This is a genomic window from Sphingomonas sp. SAFR-052 (genome assembly GCF_051965015.1).
GTDB lineage: Bacteria > Pseudomonadota > Alphaproteobacteria > Sphingomonadales > Sphingomonadaceae > Sphingomonas.
In genome coordinates this window covers 192053-208438 of sequence record NZ_JBQCMO010000006.1, presented here as the reverse complement: position 1 = coordinate 208438, position 16386 = coordinate 192053, and the positions used below count along the sequence as shown (strand labels likewise).

Sequence of the window (16386 nt, the reverse complement as noted above, 5' to 3'; positions counted from 1 at the left end):
GCGGAACGTCCGCCGTCCCGATCAGAAGATGCGCTCGCGCACGAACAGCACGTCGTCGGGCAGGACCGGGGCGGCCAGTTCGGCCTCCAGCTCACGTCCGCCGCGATACAGCGTGACCTTGCGCTCCGACCCCGAGAGCGTCGGACCGCCGGCGCGAGCCAGCGCCTGGCGGATGGTCATGCCCGGCGCGATGGCGAAGGCGCCGGCATTGCCGATCTGGCCATAGACATAATATTGCGGCGCCGGGATCGCATAGACCGCGTCGCCCGGCTGCATCGCGACATCGGCCTGCTGGCCCCGCGCGATCTGCGTCAGGCTGTACGTCGTGACCTTGCCGCCGCGGCGCAGCTCGACGATGTCCGAACCGCCCTCGCGCAGGCCGCCCGCGCGCGCCGCCAGTTCGCTCAGCTGGGTCGGCCGGTCGAGCGGCACGATTCCCGGCCTGGCGAATTCGCCCAGCACGGTGACGGTGCGACTGGCATAGTCGAGGATCTCGACGTTGACGATCGGATCGTTGACGTAGCCACCGCGACGCAGCTGTTCCTGGATCGCGCTGGCCAGCGCCTGCGTCGTGCGATTCGCCGCCTCGACCCGGCCGACCAGCGGCAGGGTGATCGACCCGTCGGACTTGATGCGGGTCTTCGTCACCGAACCACCCTGACCATAGATCGACACCTCGATCTGGTCCTCGGCCCCCAGCCGATATCCATCCCACGTCGCCTGCGCCATCGCGGGCTGCACGAGGGCGCTTGGCATCGCGATCGCGATGGCCAGACTGACGAACGCCTTCATCCCCTTATCCTTTCCCATCATATGCGCAGCAACGCCCGTAATGTCGTGGCAAAGCTGTCATAATCGTAAAAATCATTCTCTGCGGTACGCTGGAAGTAGCGCGTCGTCAGTTCCAGCGTGATCGGCTGCGCCACGCGGTAGCGGACATCGGCCTGTGCGGTCACCTGCGTATCCGCGCCGCGCGGCTGCGGCAGGAACAACGGATCCTCGCCCTGGTAATCGCGCTGCGCCACGAGCACCCGCGCGCCGAAGGAGGTGCGCCGGCTGACGGTCAGCCGCGCGCCCAAATTGGCCTGTTCGCGGATCACATAGCTGGTGCCGAGATTGCCGCGTGCCGATACCGTCCGGTCGACGCCCGCCGACAGTACGAATCGCGAGATCGGGGTGTAGGCCGCATTCACCGCATAGGTGATGCCTTCGAACGCCGACGCCTGCGGCGATGCCGGGTCGGCGGAGGTATAGGCAATCTCGCCACCCGCCCGGATGCGGGTGCCGACGTCGCGCTCGACCCGCAGCCCGACCGAGCGGACCTTCGTCACATCGCGGATGAGGCCTTGCGGCGTCTGGATTCCCCGCTCGCGCCGGATCGTCGATATCGCACCGAATAATTGTGCCGTGCCCAGACTGGGCCGGCTGTATCCGATGCCGAACCGACCATCGACGATATCCTGGTTCCGTTCGACCCGACGTTCGTTGTCGACCTGGAAATACCCGGCCGATGCGACCGGAAAGAAGCCGGCCGGTCGCGGACAGCTGGCATCGATCGAATAATCCTGCGTGGTCGCGACGTTCCGGACCGGCGTGCTCAGGTCCTGCAAGTCCGACTGCGCCTGGAAAAAGCTGCCGGTCACGGTCGCGCGGCATTTCGGCCCGACGCGCAGGTCGGCGCCCCCGGTCAGCGCGACATCCTGCCGGTTCAGGAATTCGAACCGGTTGTTCCAGAAATAACCGGCATAGCCGTTGGCGAAGATACGTTGCCGCGACAGTCGCCGACTGTAATCCAGCGTCACCTGCGGCCCGATCTGCACATTATCGGTCGGCTGGTTCGTGCGCTGTTCGCCCAGGCGCAGCACGTTCGTGTCATAGGTTTCGACCACCGCCAGCGACAGGTCGAACTTGTTCTCCTGCGCCCGCGCGGGTGCGGCGGCCACGACAAGGCCGACTACGCCAGCGGTCGCGGCGATGGCGACTGGACCCTTCATTCCCCGAACTCCCTGTCGGATGCGGTGCATCCGGCCTTCCGCTCTATGACTTTCCGGCGATCCGGTCAAAACCCGGACGCCCCCGTTACGATCCCCGACTTTCCGGTGCGAAAGCGGCCGCTTCGCCTGCACGTGGAGGGGTAACTAATCGCGACGGTACGACAAGTATATCCCTATGCTGCATTGCGGCATCATTTCACCTGCGCACCATTGACCCCACGCGCGGGGCAAGCCATTGCGGGGCCGAACGCGCGGACCGAAGAACTGCGCAGCACGCTACAGGGAGCGCGACATGAGCAAGGGACGGGTCGTGTTCGTGTCCGCCTTCCACGACTATCGCACCGCCAAGCGGGCGAGCATCCATCCGATCGCGAAGGCGCTGGCCAATACCGGCTATGACGTCACCTTCCTGTCGACGCGGTTCAGCCGGCTGTCACGGCGCAAGGGCGATTCGCGGCTGTTCCTATGGGACCGCGCCAACCGGTTCGAAACGGTCGACAATATCCGCTGCTATCTGTGGCGCACCGCCTTCCACCCCTTCGCCACCGGCTCGAAGCTCGGCGACAAGCTGATGGGCACGCTGTTCCCGCTCTACGCCGAACTGCCCAATCGCGACGTCGACCGGATGTTCGCCGAGGCCGATTATCTGGTGGTCGAGGCGACGGTCGCGGCGGTCATGCTGCGGCGGATGCGCCGGCTCAATCCGACCGCACGCATCATCTATTACGCGACCGACCGGCTCGATACCGTCGGCGCGCATCCCTATGTCCGGCAAAGGCTGGAGGTCGACGGCGCGCTGGTGCACCACGTCAGCCTGCGCTCCAGCGTGATGGCCGAGGATTTCGGCTGGGCGACCGACCGGCTGACCCGGATCGGCTTCGGCATCGATCCCGACGATTTCGTCGACGACGGCACCAATCCCTATGCGCCGGGGACGGTCAACGCGGTGTCGGTCGGCGCGATGCTGTTCGACCAGAATTTCTTCCGCATCGCCGCCCCCGCCTTTCCCGACGTGCAGTTCCACGTGATCGGCAGCGGCGCGAAATTCGACGCGCCGTCCAACGTCATCCTGCATGACGAAATGCCGTTCCGCGCGACGCTGCCCTATCTGCGCCATGCGACGATCGGCCTCGCCCCCTATCACCGCGCGGCGGGGGTCGAATATCTGGCGGAATCGAGCCTGAAGCTCGCCCAGTACGAATATCTCGGCCTGCCGGCGGTCTGCCCCGATTTCGCCCGCGGCGATGTCGCGTCGCGTTTCGGATATCGTAACGATGATCCCGTATCGATCGAGGCGGCACTACGAGATGCGCTGGCGGCAGCGGGTAGCGTGGCACCGCGCGCCTTTCCGACATGGGACGGGATCGGCGAACGGCTGCTGCACCCCGAACGCTATCCGGACACCGCGCTGCCGGGCCACGCGCTACCGCATTCGAACCGATAGGCAATTGATGACGTTTATGCGATGCAAGCAGCGGGCAGGTACGCGCCGGCCCGTGGGGAAGGAGGCGGAATGTTCGATCGATTGATGACGCACGTCCGTCTGCTGCTGCGCAAGATCAACGGCGATACCGGCAGGATGCTGCCCAGCCCGCTGAAGGTCGCGGCACAGGCCTCGCGCCCGCCCGTCCCGCGCGCACCGACGACGCCGGCCCGGACCGCCGCCCCCGAATTGTCGCCCGAACGCCGGATCGAACGGACCCGCGCGCTGGCCGTCCGCCTGTTCGGCGCGAATCAGCCGGTCGACAATCCGCGCGACCTGTTCGGCCGTGAAGCCGAACTGACGACGCTACGCGAGGCGGTGCTCGAATCGGGGATGCACGCGGTCATCCACGGTCCGCGCGGCAGCGGCAAGACCTCGCTGGTCCGCGTGTTCGGCGACATGGCCGATGCGCGCGGCGCGACCATCATCTATCTGTCGTGCGCCGGCACCGGCGATTTCGGACAGGTCATCCTGCCCTATCTCCACGAACTCGGCCCCGCCGCCTTCGGGTTGCGCGCCGACGAATATACCAAGGCCGTCGACCTGTTGTCGGCCGCGCCCACCCCGCGCGCGGTCGCCGCGTTGCTGGCACGTGCCGACCGTGACGACGTCGTCTTCATCCTCGACGAATTCGACCGGCTCGACGATACCGAGACCAAGGCACAGCTGGCGCTGCTGCTCAAATTGCTGTCCGACATGCGCTCGCGCGTGCGGCTGTTGTTCGTCGGCATTTCGGGCGATGTCAGCGAGTTGATCGACGTCCATGCCTCGGTCCGCCGCCATCTGACCGCGGTCGGACTGAAGCCGATCGCCGATGCTGAAGTAAAGAACTTCATCCGTCTGACCAGCAACGCCATCGGCCTGACGATCGTGCCGAGCGCGCTGGAGGCGTTGCGCTGGGCCGCCTGCGGCTCGCCCTATCACATGCGGCTGTTCAGCCTGCAGGCGTGTCTGGTCGCGATCGACCGGGGGCAGCAGGAGGTCGACGACGCGGCGATGACCGAGGGGCTGCGGCGCGCGCAGGCGATCTGGCGCACCACCAATCCGCGCGACGACGAACTGTTCACGCGGCTCCTGGCCGAACGCCGCTATCCTATCGCGCTGCTCGAAAGCTTTGCGCGGGCCTGCGCCACCCATCTCGAATTTACCGTCGCCGACCTGACCGACGCGCTGATCCGCGACGGCCATGACCCGGCGCTGGTACCCGACCTGATCGAAAGCTTCGCGCCCGCGCTCGGGCGGATGCAGGAAGGGTCGCAGCGGCTGGCATTCGACGACGTGCTCGCGCCGCAATTGCTGCTGTCAATGTGCGTGACGACGCGGACGGGCGCCGGCCCCGCCCCGGCCGCCGACGAAGGAACCATGCAATGAACGTCTGGGACTATCTCGAGTCGCTGAAAAGCCGCTGGCGGCTGGTCGCGCTGGTCGCACTTGCGTGCATCCTCGCCGTCGCGATCTGGACGTGGCAGTCGCCGCGTACCTACACGGCGTCGGCGACCTTGCTGTTCGACCTCCAGCAATCCGACCCGGTCGCCGGTGGCAAGGGCGGCGGCGGCGACAAATCGGCGGCCTCGGTGCTCGGTACCCAGGCCGACATCATCCGGTCCGGCGTCGTTGCCCAGCGGGTGGCGCAACAGCTTGGCTATGATCGCGATCCCGACCTGATCCAGCGCTACCGCGAATCGGGCGAACAGCGCATCGGCTTGCGCGAATGGATCGGCCGGCGACTCGTCGCCCCGCTGGAAGTCGTGACGACGCGCTCGACCAACGTCCTGTCGCTCAATTACCAGAACGCCGATCCGGAAAAGGCCGCGCAGCTCGCGACCGCCTTTGCGCAAGCCTATGTCCAGACCCAGTTGCAACTGCGCATCGACCCGGCCCGTGTCTATTCGCAGTGGTTCCAGTCGCAGATCAACGAGGCGCGCGATCGCCTCGAACAGGCGCAGCGTCGCCTCAGCAGCTTCCAGCAGGCGCGCGGACTGGTCGGTGCCGGCCGGTTCGATATCGAGCAGGCGCAGCTGAGCGAATTGTCGCAACAGATGACCACCGCGCAGGCCGAAGCGGCGCAGGCGCGGGCGCGGGCCAATACCTCGGCCGGCTCGTCCTCCTCGGCACAACAGTCGGCGGTGGTGCAGGGTCTCGATACGCAGATCGCCGCCAAGTCGGGCGAGTTGCAGCAATTGCGTCAGTCGCTTGGCCCCAACCATCCGATGGTCGTCGCCGCACAGGCGCAGATCGCCGAACTTCGCGCCCGGCGTGGGCAGGCGGTCGGCACCGTGGTCGATGCGGTCCGCACCGACAGCGCGGCCGCCTCTGCCCGTGAGGCCAATCTGCGCGGTCTGGTCGCGGCGCAGCGCGAACGCGTGCTGCGGCTGGCGAGTGCGCAGGACGAGATGGCGGTGCTGCAACGCGACGTCGATTCGTCGCGCGCTGCCTATGATGCGGTCACGGCGCGGCTGAACGAAGTCCGCCTGCAGAGCGAAATCCCGCAGACCAATGTCAGCATTCTCGACCGGGCGACCGCGCCGACCCTGCCGTCCAGCCCGAATGTGCCGCTCCGGCTGCTGCTCGGCATCGTCGGCGGCGTGTTCGCCGGGGTGATGCTCGCGCTGTTCCTCGAATGGCGCCGGCCGCGCGTGCGCACCATCGACGGGTTCGAACGGGCGACCGGGTTGCCGGTGCTCGCCGATCTCAGCCGCGGTTCGGTCCATGTTGGTTTTGCCGGAAAGGAAGCATCGGCATGAGGTTGCGTTCCAGCACGTCGCGGGCAGCGGCGGATCGCTACAGCGAGGTCGAAAGCGCGCTGATCGACGCCAATCGGCTGGGTCGCGAGGAGCTCGACCGGATCGAGGCCTATCGCGCCCGCACCGGCGCCAGCTTTACCGAAGCGGTCGTCGATCTGGGCGTCGTCGCCCCCGAGCAGGTCCAGCGCACGCTCGCGACGCGGGCGGAGGCGGGCACGCTGATCGATCCCGACGCCACCGGGGTCAGCCGTGCGGTCGTCGCCGCCTATGATCCCGACAATGCGCTGACGGTGAAGCTGCGCGCGCTGCGCTCCAGCCTGTTCGCGATCGAGGATCTCGAACGCGGCGACCTGCGCGTGATCGTCGTCGCCGCGGTCGGTACCGACGACGCACCGGGCGTCGCCGCCAATCTGGCAACGCTCATCGCGCAGCTCGGCCAGCCGGGCCTGCTGGTCGATGCGAACTTCGCTGCGCCCACCCATCACACGCTGTTCGCGGTCGACCCGGCCGAGGGCGTCACCTCGCTGCTGTCGGGCGCAGAGGACCGCGAAGCGACCGTCGTCGAAACGCCGGTCCCCAACCTGTCGCTGATCGCCGCCGGGCCGGCGATCAACGCACTGCCTGAAACGGTCGAGCGCGTGTCGCTGGTCGAACAGATCCGGGCCATCCGTCTGGGCCATCGCTTCGCGATCATCGATGCCGGCCACCAGCCGCCCGAGATGGTCGCGGCGATCGCGCGCGGCGCCGACGGGCTGCTGCTGGTCGTCGAACGTACCCAGACGCCGTTCGCCGCGCTCGACGTGCTGCTGCCGCGACTCGAAGCCGCCGATGTGCCGGTGCTCGGCAGCATCCTGATTCGCTGAACCACGGGCGGGACGGTCGCGCACGGCCGTCCCGCCAGCCGGCTTACTCGTCCGACTGGCGGAAGAATGCCAGCCGCCGGGTCAGGATCGGCCGCCCGATCCGCTCCCACAGCATCGGCGATGCGTGCAGCCCCGCCAACGCGTGGATCATCCGCACCTGCCAGCTTCCCGCCTCGCTGCGCGCCTGTTCGACCACCGGCCAGCCCCGCGCAAAATCGCCGTTCACCATCAGCCGGGCGCCATACCAGGCGAGCTTGCGCGCCAACCTCTCCGAGCGCTGGCGCAGGAACGGGGCGGGATACCCATGCTGTTCGAGCGGATCGGCTTCCCCCCGGTCGACCGCCTTGGCGCATTGCACCGCAAAATCGGACAGATAGGCCTGCAGCACGAGTTTCTGCGGATCGGCGCTGACCCCGCCCGCCGGCTTGAAGCGCCGGTACAGGATTTCAGGCACGATCGCATATTCGGCATGGCGCGAAATGCGCAGCCACAGGTCGCGGTCCTGTGCGTAGCAGAAGAATTCGCGATAGCCGCCGACCTGATCGTACAGTGCGCGGCGGAACATCGTCTCGCCATGCGTGAACAGGTTGCGCGTCAGCAGCGCCTCATGAAACGGCAATCCGGCGGGCGGGCGGAACACCAGCGCCCCGTCGCCGACCGTCTCGTCATCCTCGACCCAGCATCCGACGACACCCATCGCCGGATCGTCGCGGAGCACCTGCGCCTGTCGCGCGACGCGTTCGGGAAAGGACAAATCGCCCGAGCCGTGAATGGCGACGAACGCGCCGCTGCTGGCGCGGATCGCTTCGTTGATCGAAGCGACGAAGCCGCGATTGCCGCGCGAGATGACCGTCAACCGGGGATCATCGATCGCGCGCAGCTCGGCCAGGGTATCGTCGGTCGAGCCGTCGTCGACGATCACCATTTCGAGGTTCGGATAGGTTTGCGCCAGCACGCTGCCGACCGATTCCCTTACCCGGCTACCGCGATTGAAGAAGGCACTCACCACCGACACACGGGGCAGGTCGGTCATTCGTTATCCTCTTTATCGTCCTACGGCGACCGTCCGGGCGTGTGGTAGGACATCGGCGCTGCGAAGTCTGCCCCCGAATGTCAGGGCAGCCGCACCACATTGTACGGAACACGGACAGCATGGGATGCCGGGTTTACCCGTGGGTTAACGGCACACACCGGGCCGGTCCACCGTTTCCGCTAAACCGGGTGCTACAGGCGCACCGACGCGGCGAGACCGCCCGCCCCTTGCCAGGACGGACGGTCTCACGAGGCCGTCGATATCGGCGGTTCAGAGGATGAAGTCGCTGGCCGCCAGCTTGTAGTGGAATTCTTCAAGCCGGATGCTGAAATCGGCCTTGGCATCGCCATTCACATCGGCCTCGATCAGCGTATAGTCGTCACGGAATTCATAGCGGAGCTGGCCCGCCTTCCGCGTGAATTCCCCCGTTCCAATGAAGGTCAGCGCTTGGTTGCCCGACGCGGAGCGATTGGCGTCGATCAAACTCAGATCGATGACGTCCTGACCCTTCGTGAAGTCGAGGATACGGTCCGCGTCGCCGCCCTTGGAGTCGCTGATCGCGGTATAGCGGAACGTGTCGCGGCCCGCCCCACCGGTAAGCGTGTCGCGATGACCGCCGCCGGTCAGGATGTCGTCGCCTGCACCACCGATCAGTTCGTCATTGCCTTCGCCGCCCTCCAGCCAGTCCTTGCCCGCGCCGCCGGTCAGGATGTCGTTGCCCTTCAATCCGTACAGGAAGTTGCCCGAATCATTGGCGGTCAGACGGTTGGCACCGCCATTGCCGGTGCCACGCAGGGCACCACCGGTCAGCGTCAGGTTCTCGACGTTCGAACCGAGCGTCCAATCGATCACCGAGATGACGGTGTCGTTGCCTTCCTTATAGTTCTCGATCACCTGATCGCCGGCATTGTCGACATAATAGGTGTCGTTGCCGGTCCCGCCGAGCATCCGGTCCGCACCGCCCTGCCCGTCGAGCTTGTCGTCGCCCCAGCCGCCGCTCAGAATGTTCGCCATCGCGTTGCCGATGATGACATTGTCCAGCTTGTTGCCGGTCCCGCTGATCGCGCTGCCGTCCAGCTTCAGGTCCTCGAACGAATTGCCCAGCACCCAGTCGACGGTGGCATGGACCACGTCATGTCCTTCGCCCACCCGCTCGGTCAGCACGTCCTTCAAATTGTCGACATAATAGACGTCGTCGCCCAGCCCGCCGGTCAGGATGTCGGCCCCGGCCCCGCCATCGAGCACGTCATTGCCCTTGCCGCCGATCAGCGTGTTGGCGGCGCTGTCGCCGATCAGCACGTCGTGGAAGGCGCTACCGACGACTTCCTCGATCGACACATATTTCACACCGTCGAGCTTGACGGTGACGGCGGCCGTCGCGGTCGAGAAATCCGCCTTGTCGTAATTGGCGGCGCTGCCGATCCGCGGTGCCGACGACGACGGATTGGCCGCCGTGCCGCTCGAAACCGGACTGGGCGCCCACAATTGCGCCAACCCGACATCCTCGCCATCGCCCAGGTTCTTCAGCAGCGTGTCGAGCGACGCCTTGCCGTTGCCGTTCTTGTCGAGCAGCCCGACATTGTAACCGTTGAACCATTTGCCGGCACCCCAATAGGTGCCCGACAGGCCGTAATCGTTCATCGCCTGCAGCATGTTGTCGAGCGCGACCTGCCAGCGCGGGTCGTCCGACGGCACGCCGAATTCGCCGATGAAGCCGCGCGCGCCCTTTTCCTCCAGCCACGCGACGAACGCCTGCAACCGCTTCACGCCGATATCGGCGGTGGCGCCTTCCTGGTCGTAGCTGCCGGCATAGGTGCCCGACTGGTTCTTATCGAGATAGAGATGCGCTTCGTAGACGATGTTGTCGGCCGGATCCTTGATGTCCAGATTGGGATTGTGCGATCCCCAATTGGTCGCATTGGCCCAGCTTTCGCCCTCGACGAAGATCGTCGTCTTGTCGCCCAGCGCACGGATCGCATCGACCGCCGCCTGCGCCGCCGCCGGCCATACCGTCTTGTTCGGCATGTTGTGCGGTTCGTTCATCAGGTCATAGCCGTAGACCGCCGGCTTGTCGCCGACCGCATCGGCCAGCTTCGACCAGAAATCGGCGAACTTCTCGACCGTGACGTCGCCGGTGCCGATCGCCTTGCCGTCGAAGCGCCCGTAATTATGGACGTCGATGATAACCTTCATGCCCAGGCTCTGGGCGTTGTCGAGGAACTTAAGCAACCGCCCCAGTTCCTGTTCGTCGAGCGCCCCGCCCAGCTTGTCCTGCAGACGTTCCCACTTCACGGGAAGACGGACGAGCTCGATCCCCTTTGCCGCATAAAAAGCCAGATCCTTCAGCGACGGGTAGATATAGTCATAGCCATAGCGGTCGCCCTTGCCGAACTCCGCACCGGACAGGTTGATACCAAGCATTACAGACCCCGCATCCGTCGCAATAGTGCGACCTTCCCGGGCTTTATGCTGTCTGGCCTGTCGATATTCGGTTGCGTGACGGGGCTAACGCACCGTTCATCATCATTTAATTGTTACGCTTGCGATCCTTTAGGATGCCGTACAGGAATCGCGGATTGCCCAGCACATAGCGGTTGAACATCCGCTTCGGCTCCAGCCCCAGCCGATACAGCCATTCCAGCCGTACCGCGCGCAGCCAATTGGGCGCGCGGGGAATCGCTCCCGACGTGAAGTCGAGGAACGCGCCGACGCTCATCGATGCCATGCCGATCCGGTCGGCATAGCGCGCGGCAAAGATTTCCTGGCGCGGTTGGCCCATGCCGATCACCAGCAGGTTCGCGCCCGATCGCGCAATCTCCTCGACCAGCGCCGGTTCGTCCTCGGGCGTGAAATAGCCGTCGCGCACGGCGACGACCTTGTGGCGGGGATAGCGCTCCGCGATGATCTTGGCTGCCTCCGCCGCGACGCCGGGGCGGCTGCCGAGCAGGAACAGCCGCAGTTCGTGGCGGGTGCGCTCGAAGAAGATCGGGATGAAGTCGCTGCCATTGACGTTCGCCGGAAACGGCGCGCCGTACAACAACTTGCGCGCCATATCGACGCCGATGCCGTCGTTTAGCACCAGGCTGCCGGCATAGGCCTCGACCAGTTGCCGATCGGTACGCGCCAGATTGACGCTGTGCGCGTTGCAGAAGGTGACGCTGGCCCCGTCGGCGGCGGCGATCCGGTCGTCGACCGCCGCCACGGCCTCGTCAAAGGTCAGGACCGCGATATCGACCGGGCCGATCCTGCTGGTTTGCTCGGTCATTCTCGCTCCGTCGGGTTGGCACTGTGCGCGCTATGGTGAACCCGGCGCTAAGCCTATCGCTCAACCGCCCCGCAACCGCGCTCGTAGCAATGGCGTCGACGGATAGTCAATCGAGGCGGGACGATGACCGATACTGCCGATCCCTATACGGTACTGGGTATCGATCGCGGGGCGGACGCGGACCAGATCAAGCGCGCCTTTCGCCGGATGATCGCGCGGTCGCATCCCGACCGCTCGCGCGATGCTGATGCGGCGGACCGGGCCGCGGCGATCATCAGCGCCTACCGCACCTTGTCCGATCCCGAACGGCGACGGATGGTCGACCGGCGCCGCGACCGGCGACCGGTTCCGCCGGGTGCCGAACGACGCCAGACCGTACGGCGGGCGGCGGATCGTGCGGCCCTGACGCGGCAACGAAACTTCGCGATGCTGGTGCGCGACACGGCAACAGCGGCGATCGCCGTCGTGCTGGTCGCCTATCTGTTGGCACCCGATTTCCGCGCCTATCAGCGCGATCACGGTGACGGCCGGGCGATCGCGGCGGTCACCGCGCGCCCTGAACAATAAAAAGCCCGACACTTTCGTGCCGGGCTTTTCATGATCGCGATGCGAACGCTTACACGCCCGGGGTCGGCTCGAAGGTCGAATCGGCGGTTCCGTAGTAATAATAGGTCACGCCGTTGATCGTGTTCGAACCGAGATAGGTGACCGAGGTCTGGCCGACGAAGTCGAGCTGACCGCCCGGGCCACCGTTCGGATCGTTCGACGACGGACCGGTCCAGCCCGAAATGTCGAGCACGTTGTTCTGACCGAAGGTCACCGTGTCGTTCAGGTCGCTGTCGAAGATCTTCGCCGTGGTGACGAGCAGATCGTCGCTGGTGAAGTTGGTGATCGTGTCGCCACCCAGGTTCAGACCCAGCGCGTTGTCATGGAACAGCACCTTCGCGCCGCCCGACATGTCGAACGTGTTGTCGCCGACGGTGCCTTCGATCACGTTGGCGCGGCCGAACGGATCCCACAGGTTCTTCAGCGTTGCCGAGTCGGCATATACATAGCCGTTATTCTTGCTGCCGAGGTAGCGCAGCTCGAGGATGTCGGCGTTGGCACCGGCGAGCTGGAACTGGTCCTGACCGGCGTTGCGGCGGCTGGTACGATCGATGTCGAGCACGCCGTTGCCGCCGAACTGGATGAAGCCATCGCCATTGCCGTCAAAGATCTGACGGTTGTTGATGATCGAATCGTCCGCGCCCCAGCCGATGAACAGTTCGTCGCCGACTTCCCCAACCGCAACGACATAGGCATTGGCGCCATTGCCGGCCTGATAGGTGTCGCTGATGCCGTTTGCTTCGATATCCGTCCGCGCCGCGGTGGTAATCAGCGCGCTGTTGTCACCAAATGCCATAAAACAATCCTCCTTGTTGCCCGGGAGGTGCGCGTCGACCGACGATCGGCCGCCTCGCACCATTCAGTCCCCCTTTTTCCGCGCAATGGCAGGAAACAGGTTTGTCGAATGCCTTCCCCCGGTTCAGCAACGTCTACCCGACGAGCACCGCATTTACTTTCGAGTAACCATTTCGTTCCCGGTCAGGCACATAGATTTACATACGTCCCGTTGCGGGACAGCACAAGCGTGGTAAAAATGTATCAAATTGGGACCAACCCGTTGAAACCGCAACTGGTTCCAAGTCCACGAATCTGGTTTGGTACGACGGCGTTACGATCCGCAGAAACCCTCGACTTCTACGGAAGGTTTGCCGCCGCTCCGGAGCGCGATTTCAGGCCCGGAAAACCGGTTCCTACGACGTTCGGTTGCGCCGCAAAATAAGGTAGAGCGCACCCCCGCCGCCATGGCGCGGATGGGCCCCGCGGACCGATGCGATGCGGTCAACATGCCGCCCTGCAGCAATCCAGTCACCGATCGCGGCGCGAATCGCCCCGCGTGCGTGCGGCCGTTCGGACTCGGGACGCGGCGGCCGTCCGGTCACGACCAGCAGCACCCGGTCGCCGCGTGCGATCGCCCGTCCAAGTTCCTGGTCGAGTCGCGCATGCGCGCTAGCCAGCGTATGGCCGTGCAGGTCGATCGTCGCATCGGGGCTGACCAGCCCGCGCGCCAGCCGCCGGTCCCAGCCGGCATCGAGCGTATCGCCCGGCGTCCGGGCAGAGCGGGCAGGTTTCGCCGCCGGCGCCGCGACAGGGCGCACCGGCTTGGGTTTCGGCGCACCATGCGGTTCGAGTGGCGCGAGCGGAGCGGCCGGGCGGGCGCCGTGCAGCGGCTTTACCGCCGCGACGACCCGCGCCCACAGCGCCGCCTCGGCCGGATCAAGGCGTCGGCCGGCCACTCGCGATCCGTGCGACGGTCCCGATCGGCAGCAACAGCCACGCCGTGCCGCGCGCGCTCATGCCGCCGGCAATCGCCCGCGCCTCGTCCCCTGCGCCCCAGAAGGTGTCGAAGCGATTGGCGCCCTTAATCGCGCCGCCGGTATCCTGCGCCACCCACAACCCCGACGCATCGGTGCGATCCATCGACAGGAAAACGGGCGCGCCTAGCGGCACGAAGCGGACATCGGCGGCAACGCTGGCATTGCCGGTCACCGGCAGGCCCATCGCGCCAAGCGGCCCCGGCCCGGTCAGTTCGCGAAAGAACACGAAGCTCTTATTCTCGCGCATCACCGCGCGCCCCTGTTCGGGATTGGCGCGCAGCCACGCCATCAGCCCCTGCATCGACGCCTGATCGGGGCCGATCAGCCCGCGGTCGCGCATCAGCTTGCCGATGCCGGTATAGTCGCGGCCATTCTGACCGGCATAGCCGATGCGCATGACCCCGCCATCAGGTAGCCGCAGCCGCGCCGACCCCTGAACCTGCAGGAAGAACATCTCGACCGGATCGGCCGCCCATGCGATTTCGAGGCCACGCCCGGCCAGCGCGCCTTCCTCGATCGCGGTCCGGTCGTAATAGGGCACGAACTTGCTGCCATCGACGCGACCGCGAATCCGCTTGCCCTTCAGATCGGTCGAAAACAGCCCGAGATCGGCCTCGACCAGATCGCTCGGCACGCCATAGATCGGCGTTTCATATCCCGGCTGGCGGGTGCGCGATCCATGGATTTCGGGTTCGTAATAGCCGGTCGCAAACGCCTTCCCATCACCGACCTGCGCCGTTTCAAACCACTGGCTGAAAAAGGTCCGCGCCTGCCCCGCCCCGACCCCGCGCGCGGCATCGCATGCGCCCTGCCAATCGGCACCGCGCGTCAGCCCGGTCGGATCGGTCCGGCGCACCAGCGATGGACAGGAAACACGAAACGCCGCCAGCGCCCGCGCAGCGGACTCCTCGGTCAGCGGCAGCGAGGCGACCGAAGGCCCGGCAACGACGCCCGCCGTTAGCGCGGTCGTCGCGCCATCGACGGCGACGCCCCCCGCAATTGGCGGCAACGGCACCGCCCCGGTCGATTGACGCACCGCCACCGGCCGTTGCGCGGGTGCCTGCGCACGCGTCGGCGGGCGCGAAGACGTTACCGTCTCCACGCCCCGCGGCACGATCGCATTCGAACAGCCAGCCAGCAGCAGCGCGGCAAGCGCCGCCAATCCCCCCTTGCGCATTACCGTCAGGCTTCGTCGGTATCGGCAAGCTTCCAGTTCGGGTCGTTGCTCTTCAGCACCCGCAGGAACGTCCAGACGTCATGCGTCTCGACCGCGTCGGACATCGACCCGGCAACGATATTGCCATCGGCATCGCGGGTGATCGCGGCGATATCGGCATCGAAGCGCACCGACACACGCGCCACGCCGCCTTCGACCGACGCCTCGGTCACCACCGCGCGCTCGATCGACACCAGCCGGTTGTCGAGCACATGGCCCGCCGCCTTGCGATCGGCGATCGCCTGGGCAAAGGCTTCGCGCACGTCGCGCTCGGTCAGCCATTCCAGCGTCGCCTCGTCGCCCTTCCAAAAGGCTTCGAGGATCATGCGATAGGCGGACTTCGCGCCTTCGATGAACTGCGCGACGTCGAACGAGGAATCGGCAGCGATCAGCGCACGCAGGCCGTTCTCGGCCCCGCTCTCGACATGCCGCGGGCCCAGAACGCGCGCTTCGGGCGTCACCTCGATCGGGCGCGCCACGGGCGGCGTCACGACCCGGTCGTCCGCAGTCCGCGGCAAGGGTTCATGACCGGTACGCTTTCCCAGCACGGCATAGAGCCGCATCGCCAGAAACGCAGCGACCATCGCGAGCAGGACGACAAAAACCACCATGCCTTCACTTCCTTCCATCGATCGGACATAGGACCGAACGAGCGCGGATACAAACGGCGTGACGGCCATAAGTTCGCCGGGGTGGTCGACCCGTTGAATCACGGTCGGGCCGCTGCTAGTCCGCGCCATCTTAACGCGGGAAGCGCCAAAGCTATCCGCCCGAGCCGACAGGGATCGACATGGACGAACAGAACGCCGCAGGCGGCATCGACGCCTTTGCCAACGGGGACGACAGCCAGCCGTCGGTCAACGTCATCACGCAGTACGTCAAGGATCTCTCGTTCGAGAATCCGAGCGCGCCGGGCGTCTATCAGATCGCCGGACAGCCCAAGCTCGACGTGCAGTTCAACATCGGCGCCAACCAGGTCGGCGACGATGTCCACGAAGTCGTGCTGAAGATCGAAGCGCGTGCCGAGGTCGAGAATCAGGTCATGTATCTGGTCGACCTGTCGTTCGCCGGCCTGTTCGGGCTGCGCAACATCCCGGCCGAGCATCTCCAGCCCTTTCTGCTGGGCGAAGCGCCGCGCATCCTGTTCCCCTTCGCCCGCCGGGTGCTGGCCGATGCGGTGCGCGACGGCGGCTTCCCGCCGCTGCTGCTCGAACCGATCGACTTCGCGCAGCTCTATCTGTCGCAGGCCGAACAGCAGGGCGCGCTCGGCGAAGTCGCCGGCCACGCCTGATTTGACCGGCGCGCGCGGACTTCGGTTCGATCGACATTCGAGGACGCCGATTGTCATGCCGCACGGTGATACGCTTT

Annotated in this window: 15 protein-coding genes; 6 read left to right on the top strand and 9 right to left on the bottom strand. The window is 66.0% G+C overall.

The annotated features are described in order from the left end of the window. Positions 1-21: 21 nt before the first annotated feature. Entirely contained in the window at positions 22-792 is a 771-nt protein-coding gene (locus ACTHQV_RS12390) for an SLBB domain-containing protein (RefSeq protein WP_440490643.1), read from the bottom strand. Positions 793-809: 17 nt separating this feature from the next. Further along, positions 810-1994: an outer membrane beta-barrel protein gene (locus ACTHQV_RS12385; RefSeq protein ID WP_440490642.1), complete on the bottom strand. Its 1185-nt coding sequence runs from the start codon at positions 1992-1994 to the stop codon at positions 810-812. Between the two features lie 292 nt (positions 1995-2286). Between ACTHQV_RS12385 and ACTHQV_RS12380 the strand changes: the two genes are divergently transcribed. From ACTHQV_RS12380 to ACTHQV_RS12365, 4 genes are all read left to right on the top strand, one after another. Then, positions 2287-3438 carry a GumK N-terminal domain-containing glycosyltransferase gene (locus ACTHQV_RS12380; protein WP_440490640.1) on the top strand — a complete coding sequence of 384 codons (1152 nt, stop codon included), beginning with the start codon at positions 2287-2289 and terminating at the stop codon, positions 3436-3438. 69 nt (positions 3439-3507) lie between these two features. Beyond that, positions 3508-4848: an AAA family ATPase gene (locus tag ACTHQV_RS12375; RefSeq protein ID WP_440490639.1), complete on the top strand. Its 1341-nt coding sequence runs from the start codon at positions 3508-3510 to the stop codon at positions 4846-4848. Continuing rightward, on the top strand, positions 4845-6221 hold the full coding sequence (locus tag ACTHQV_RS12370) for a GNVR domain-containing protein (protein WP_440490638.1): 1377 nt from the start codon (positions 4845-4847) through the stop codon (positions 6219-6221). The genes ACTHQV_RS12375 and ACTHQV_RS12370 overlap by 4 nt, the downstream gene beginning before the upstream one ends. Then, positions 6218-7084, top strand: a complete 867-nt coding sequence (locus ACTHQV_RS12365) for a hypothetical protein (protein WP_440490637.1) — start codon at positions 6218-6220, stop codon at positions 7082-7084. The genes ACTHQV_RS12370 and ACTHQV_RS12365 overlap by 4 nt, the downstream gene beginning before the upstream one ends. Positions 7085-7127: 43 nt before the next feature. Here the strand turns inward: ACTHQV_RS12365 and ACTHQV_RS12360 are convergent, their stop codons facing one another. The 3 genes from ACTHQV_RS12360 to ACTHQV_RS12350 form a co-directional block, all read right to left on the bottom strand. Then, positions 7128-8117, bottom strand: a complete 990-nt coding sequence (locus tag ACTHQV_RS12360; protein WP_440490635.1) for a glycosyltransferase — start codon at positions 8115-8117, stop codon at positions 7128-7130. Positions 8118-8387: 270 nt separating this feature from the next. Continuing rightward, complete coding sequence (locus tag ACTHQV_RS12355) at positions 8388-10538, bottom strand: cellulase family glycosylhydrolase (RefSeq protein WP_440490633.1); 2151 nt, start codon at positions 10536-10538, stop codon at positions 8388-8390. A gap of 106 nt (positions 10539-10644) precedes the next feature. Then, entirely contained in the window at positions 10645-11382 is a 738-nt protein-coding gene (locus tag ACTHQV_RS12350) for a WecB/TagA/CpsF family glycosyltransferase (protein ID WP_440490631.1), read from the bottom strand. A gap of 123 nt (positions 11383-11505) precedes the next feature. Between ACTHQV_RS12350 and ACTHQV_RS12345 the strand changes: the two genes are divergently transcribed. Continuing rightward, on the top strand, positions 11506-11949 hold the full coding sequence (locus ACTHQV_RS12345; protein WP_440490629.1) for a DnaJ domain-containing protein: 444 nt from the start codon (positions 11506-11508) through the stop codon (positions 11947-11949). Positions 11950-11998: 49 nt separating this feature from the next. On the opposite strand, the gene ACTHQV_RS12340 is transcribed toward ACTHQV_RS12345, so the two are convergent. From ACTHQV_RS12340 to ACTHQV_RS12325, 4 genes are all read right to left on the bottom strand, one after another. Continuing rightward, positions 11999-12784 carry a hypothetical protein gene (locus ACTHQV_RS12340; RefSeq protein ID WP_440490628.1) on the bottom strand — a complete coding sequence of 262 codons (786 nt, stop codon included), beginning with the start codon at positions 12782-12784 and terminating at the stop codon, positions 11999-12001. Between the two features lie 394 nt (positions 12785-13178). Continuing rightward, positions 13179-13721, bottom strand: a complete 543-nt coding sequence (locus tag ACTHQV_RS12335) for a Smr/MutS family protein (RefSeq protein WP_440490626.1) — start codon at positions 13719-13721, stop codon at positions 13179-13181. Then, the gene (gene mltA, locus ACTHQV_RS12330; protein WP_440490625.1) at positions 13702-14979 is read right to left on the bottom strand and encodes a murein transglycosylase A; all 1278 of its coding nucleotides are present in this window, start codon (positions 14977-14979) and stop codon (positions 13702-13704) included. Before mltA ends, ACTHQV_RS12335 begins: the two co-directional genes overlap by 20 nt. A gap of 5 nt (positions 14980-14984) precedes the next feature. Continuing rightward, the gene (locus ACTHQV_RS12325) at positions 14985-15629 is read right to left on the bottom strand and encodes a Tim44/TimA family putative adaptor protein (RefSeq protein WP_440490623.1); all 645 of its coding nucleotides are present in this window, start codon (positions 15627-15629) and stop codon (positions 14985-14987) included. 179 nt (positions 15630-15808) lie between these two features. Between ACTHQV_RS12325 and secB the strand changes: the two genes are divergently transcribed. After that, the gene (gene secB / locus ACTHQV_RS12320; protein WP_345878993.1) at positions 15809-16309 is read left to right on the top strand and encodes a protein-export chaperone SecB; all 501 of its coding nucleotides are present in this window, start codon (positions 15809-15811) and stop codon (positions 16307-16309) included. The last annotated feature ends 77 nt before the right edge of the window (positions 16310-16386 follow it).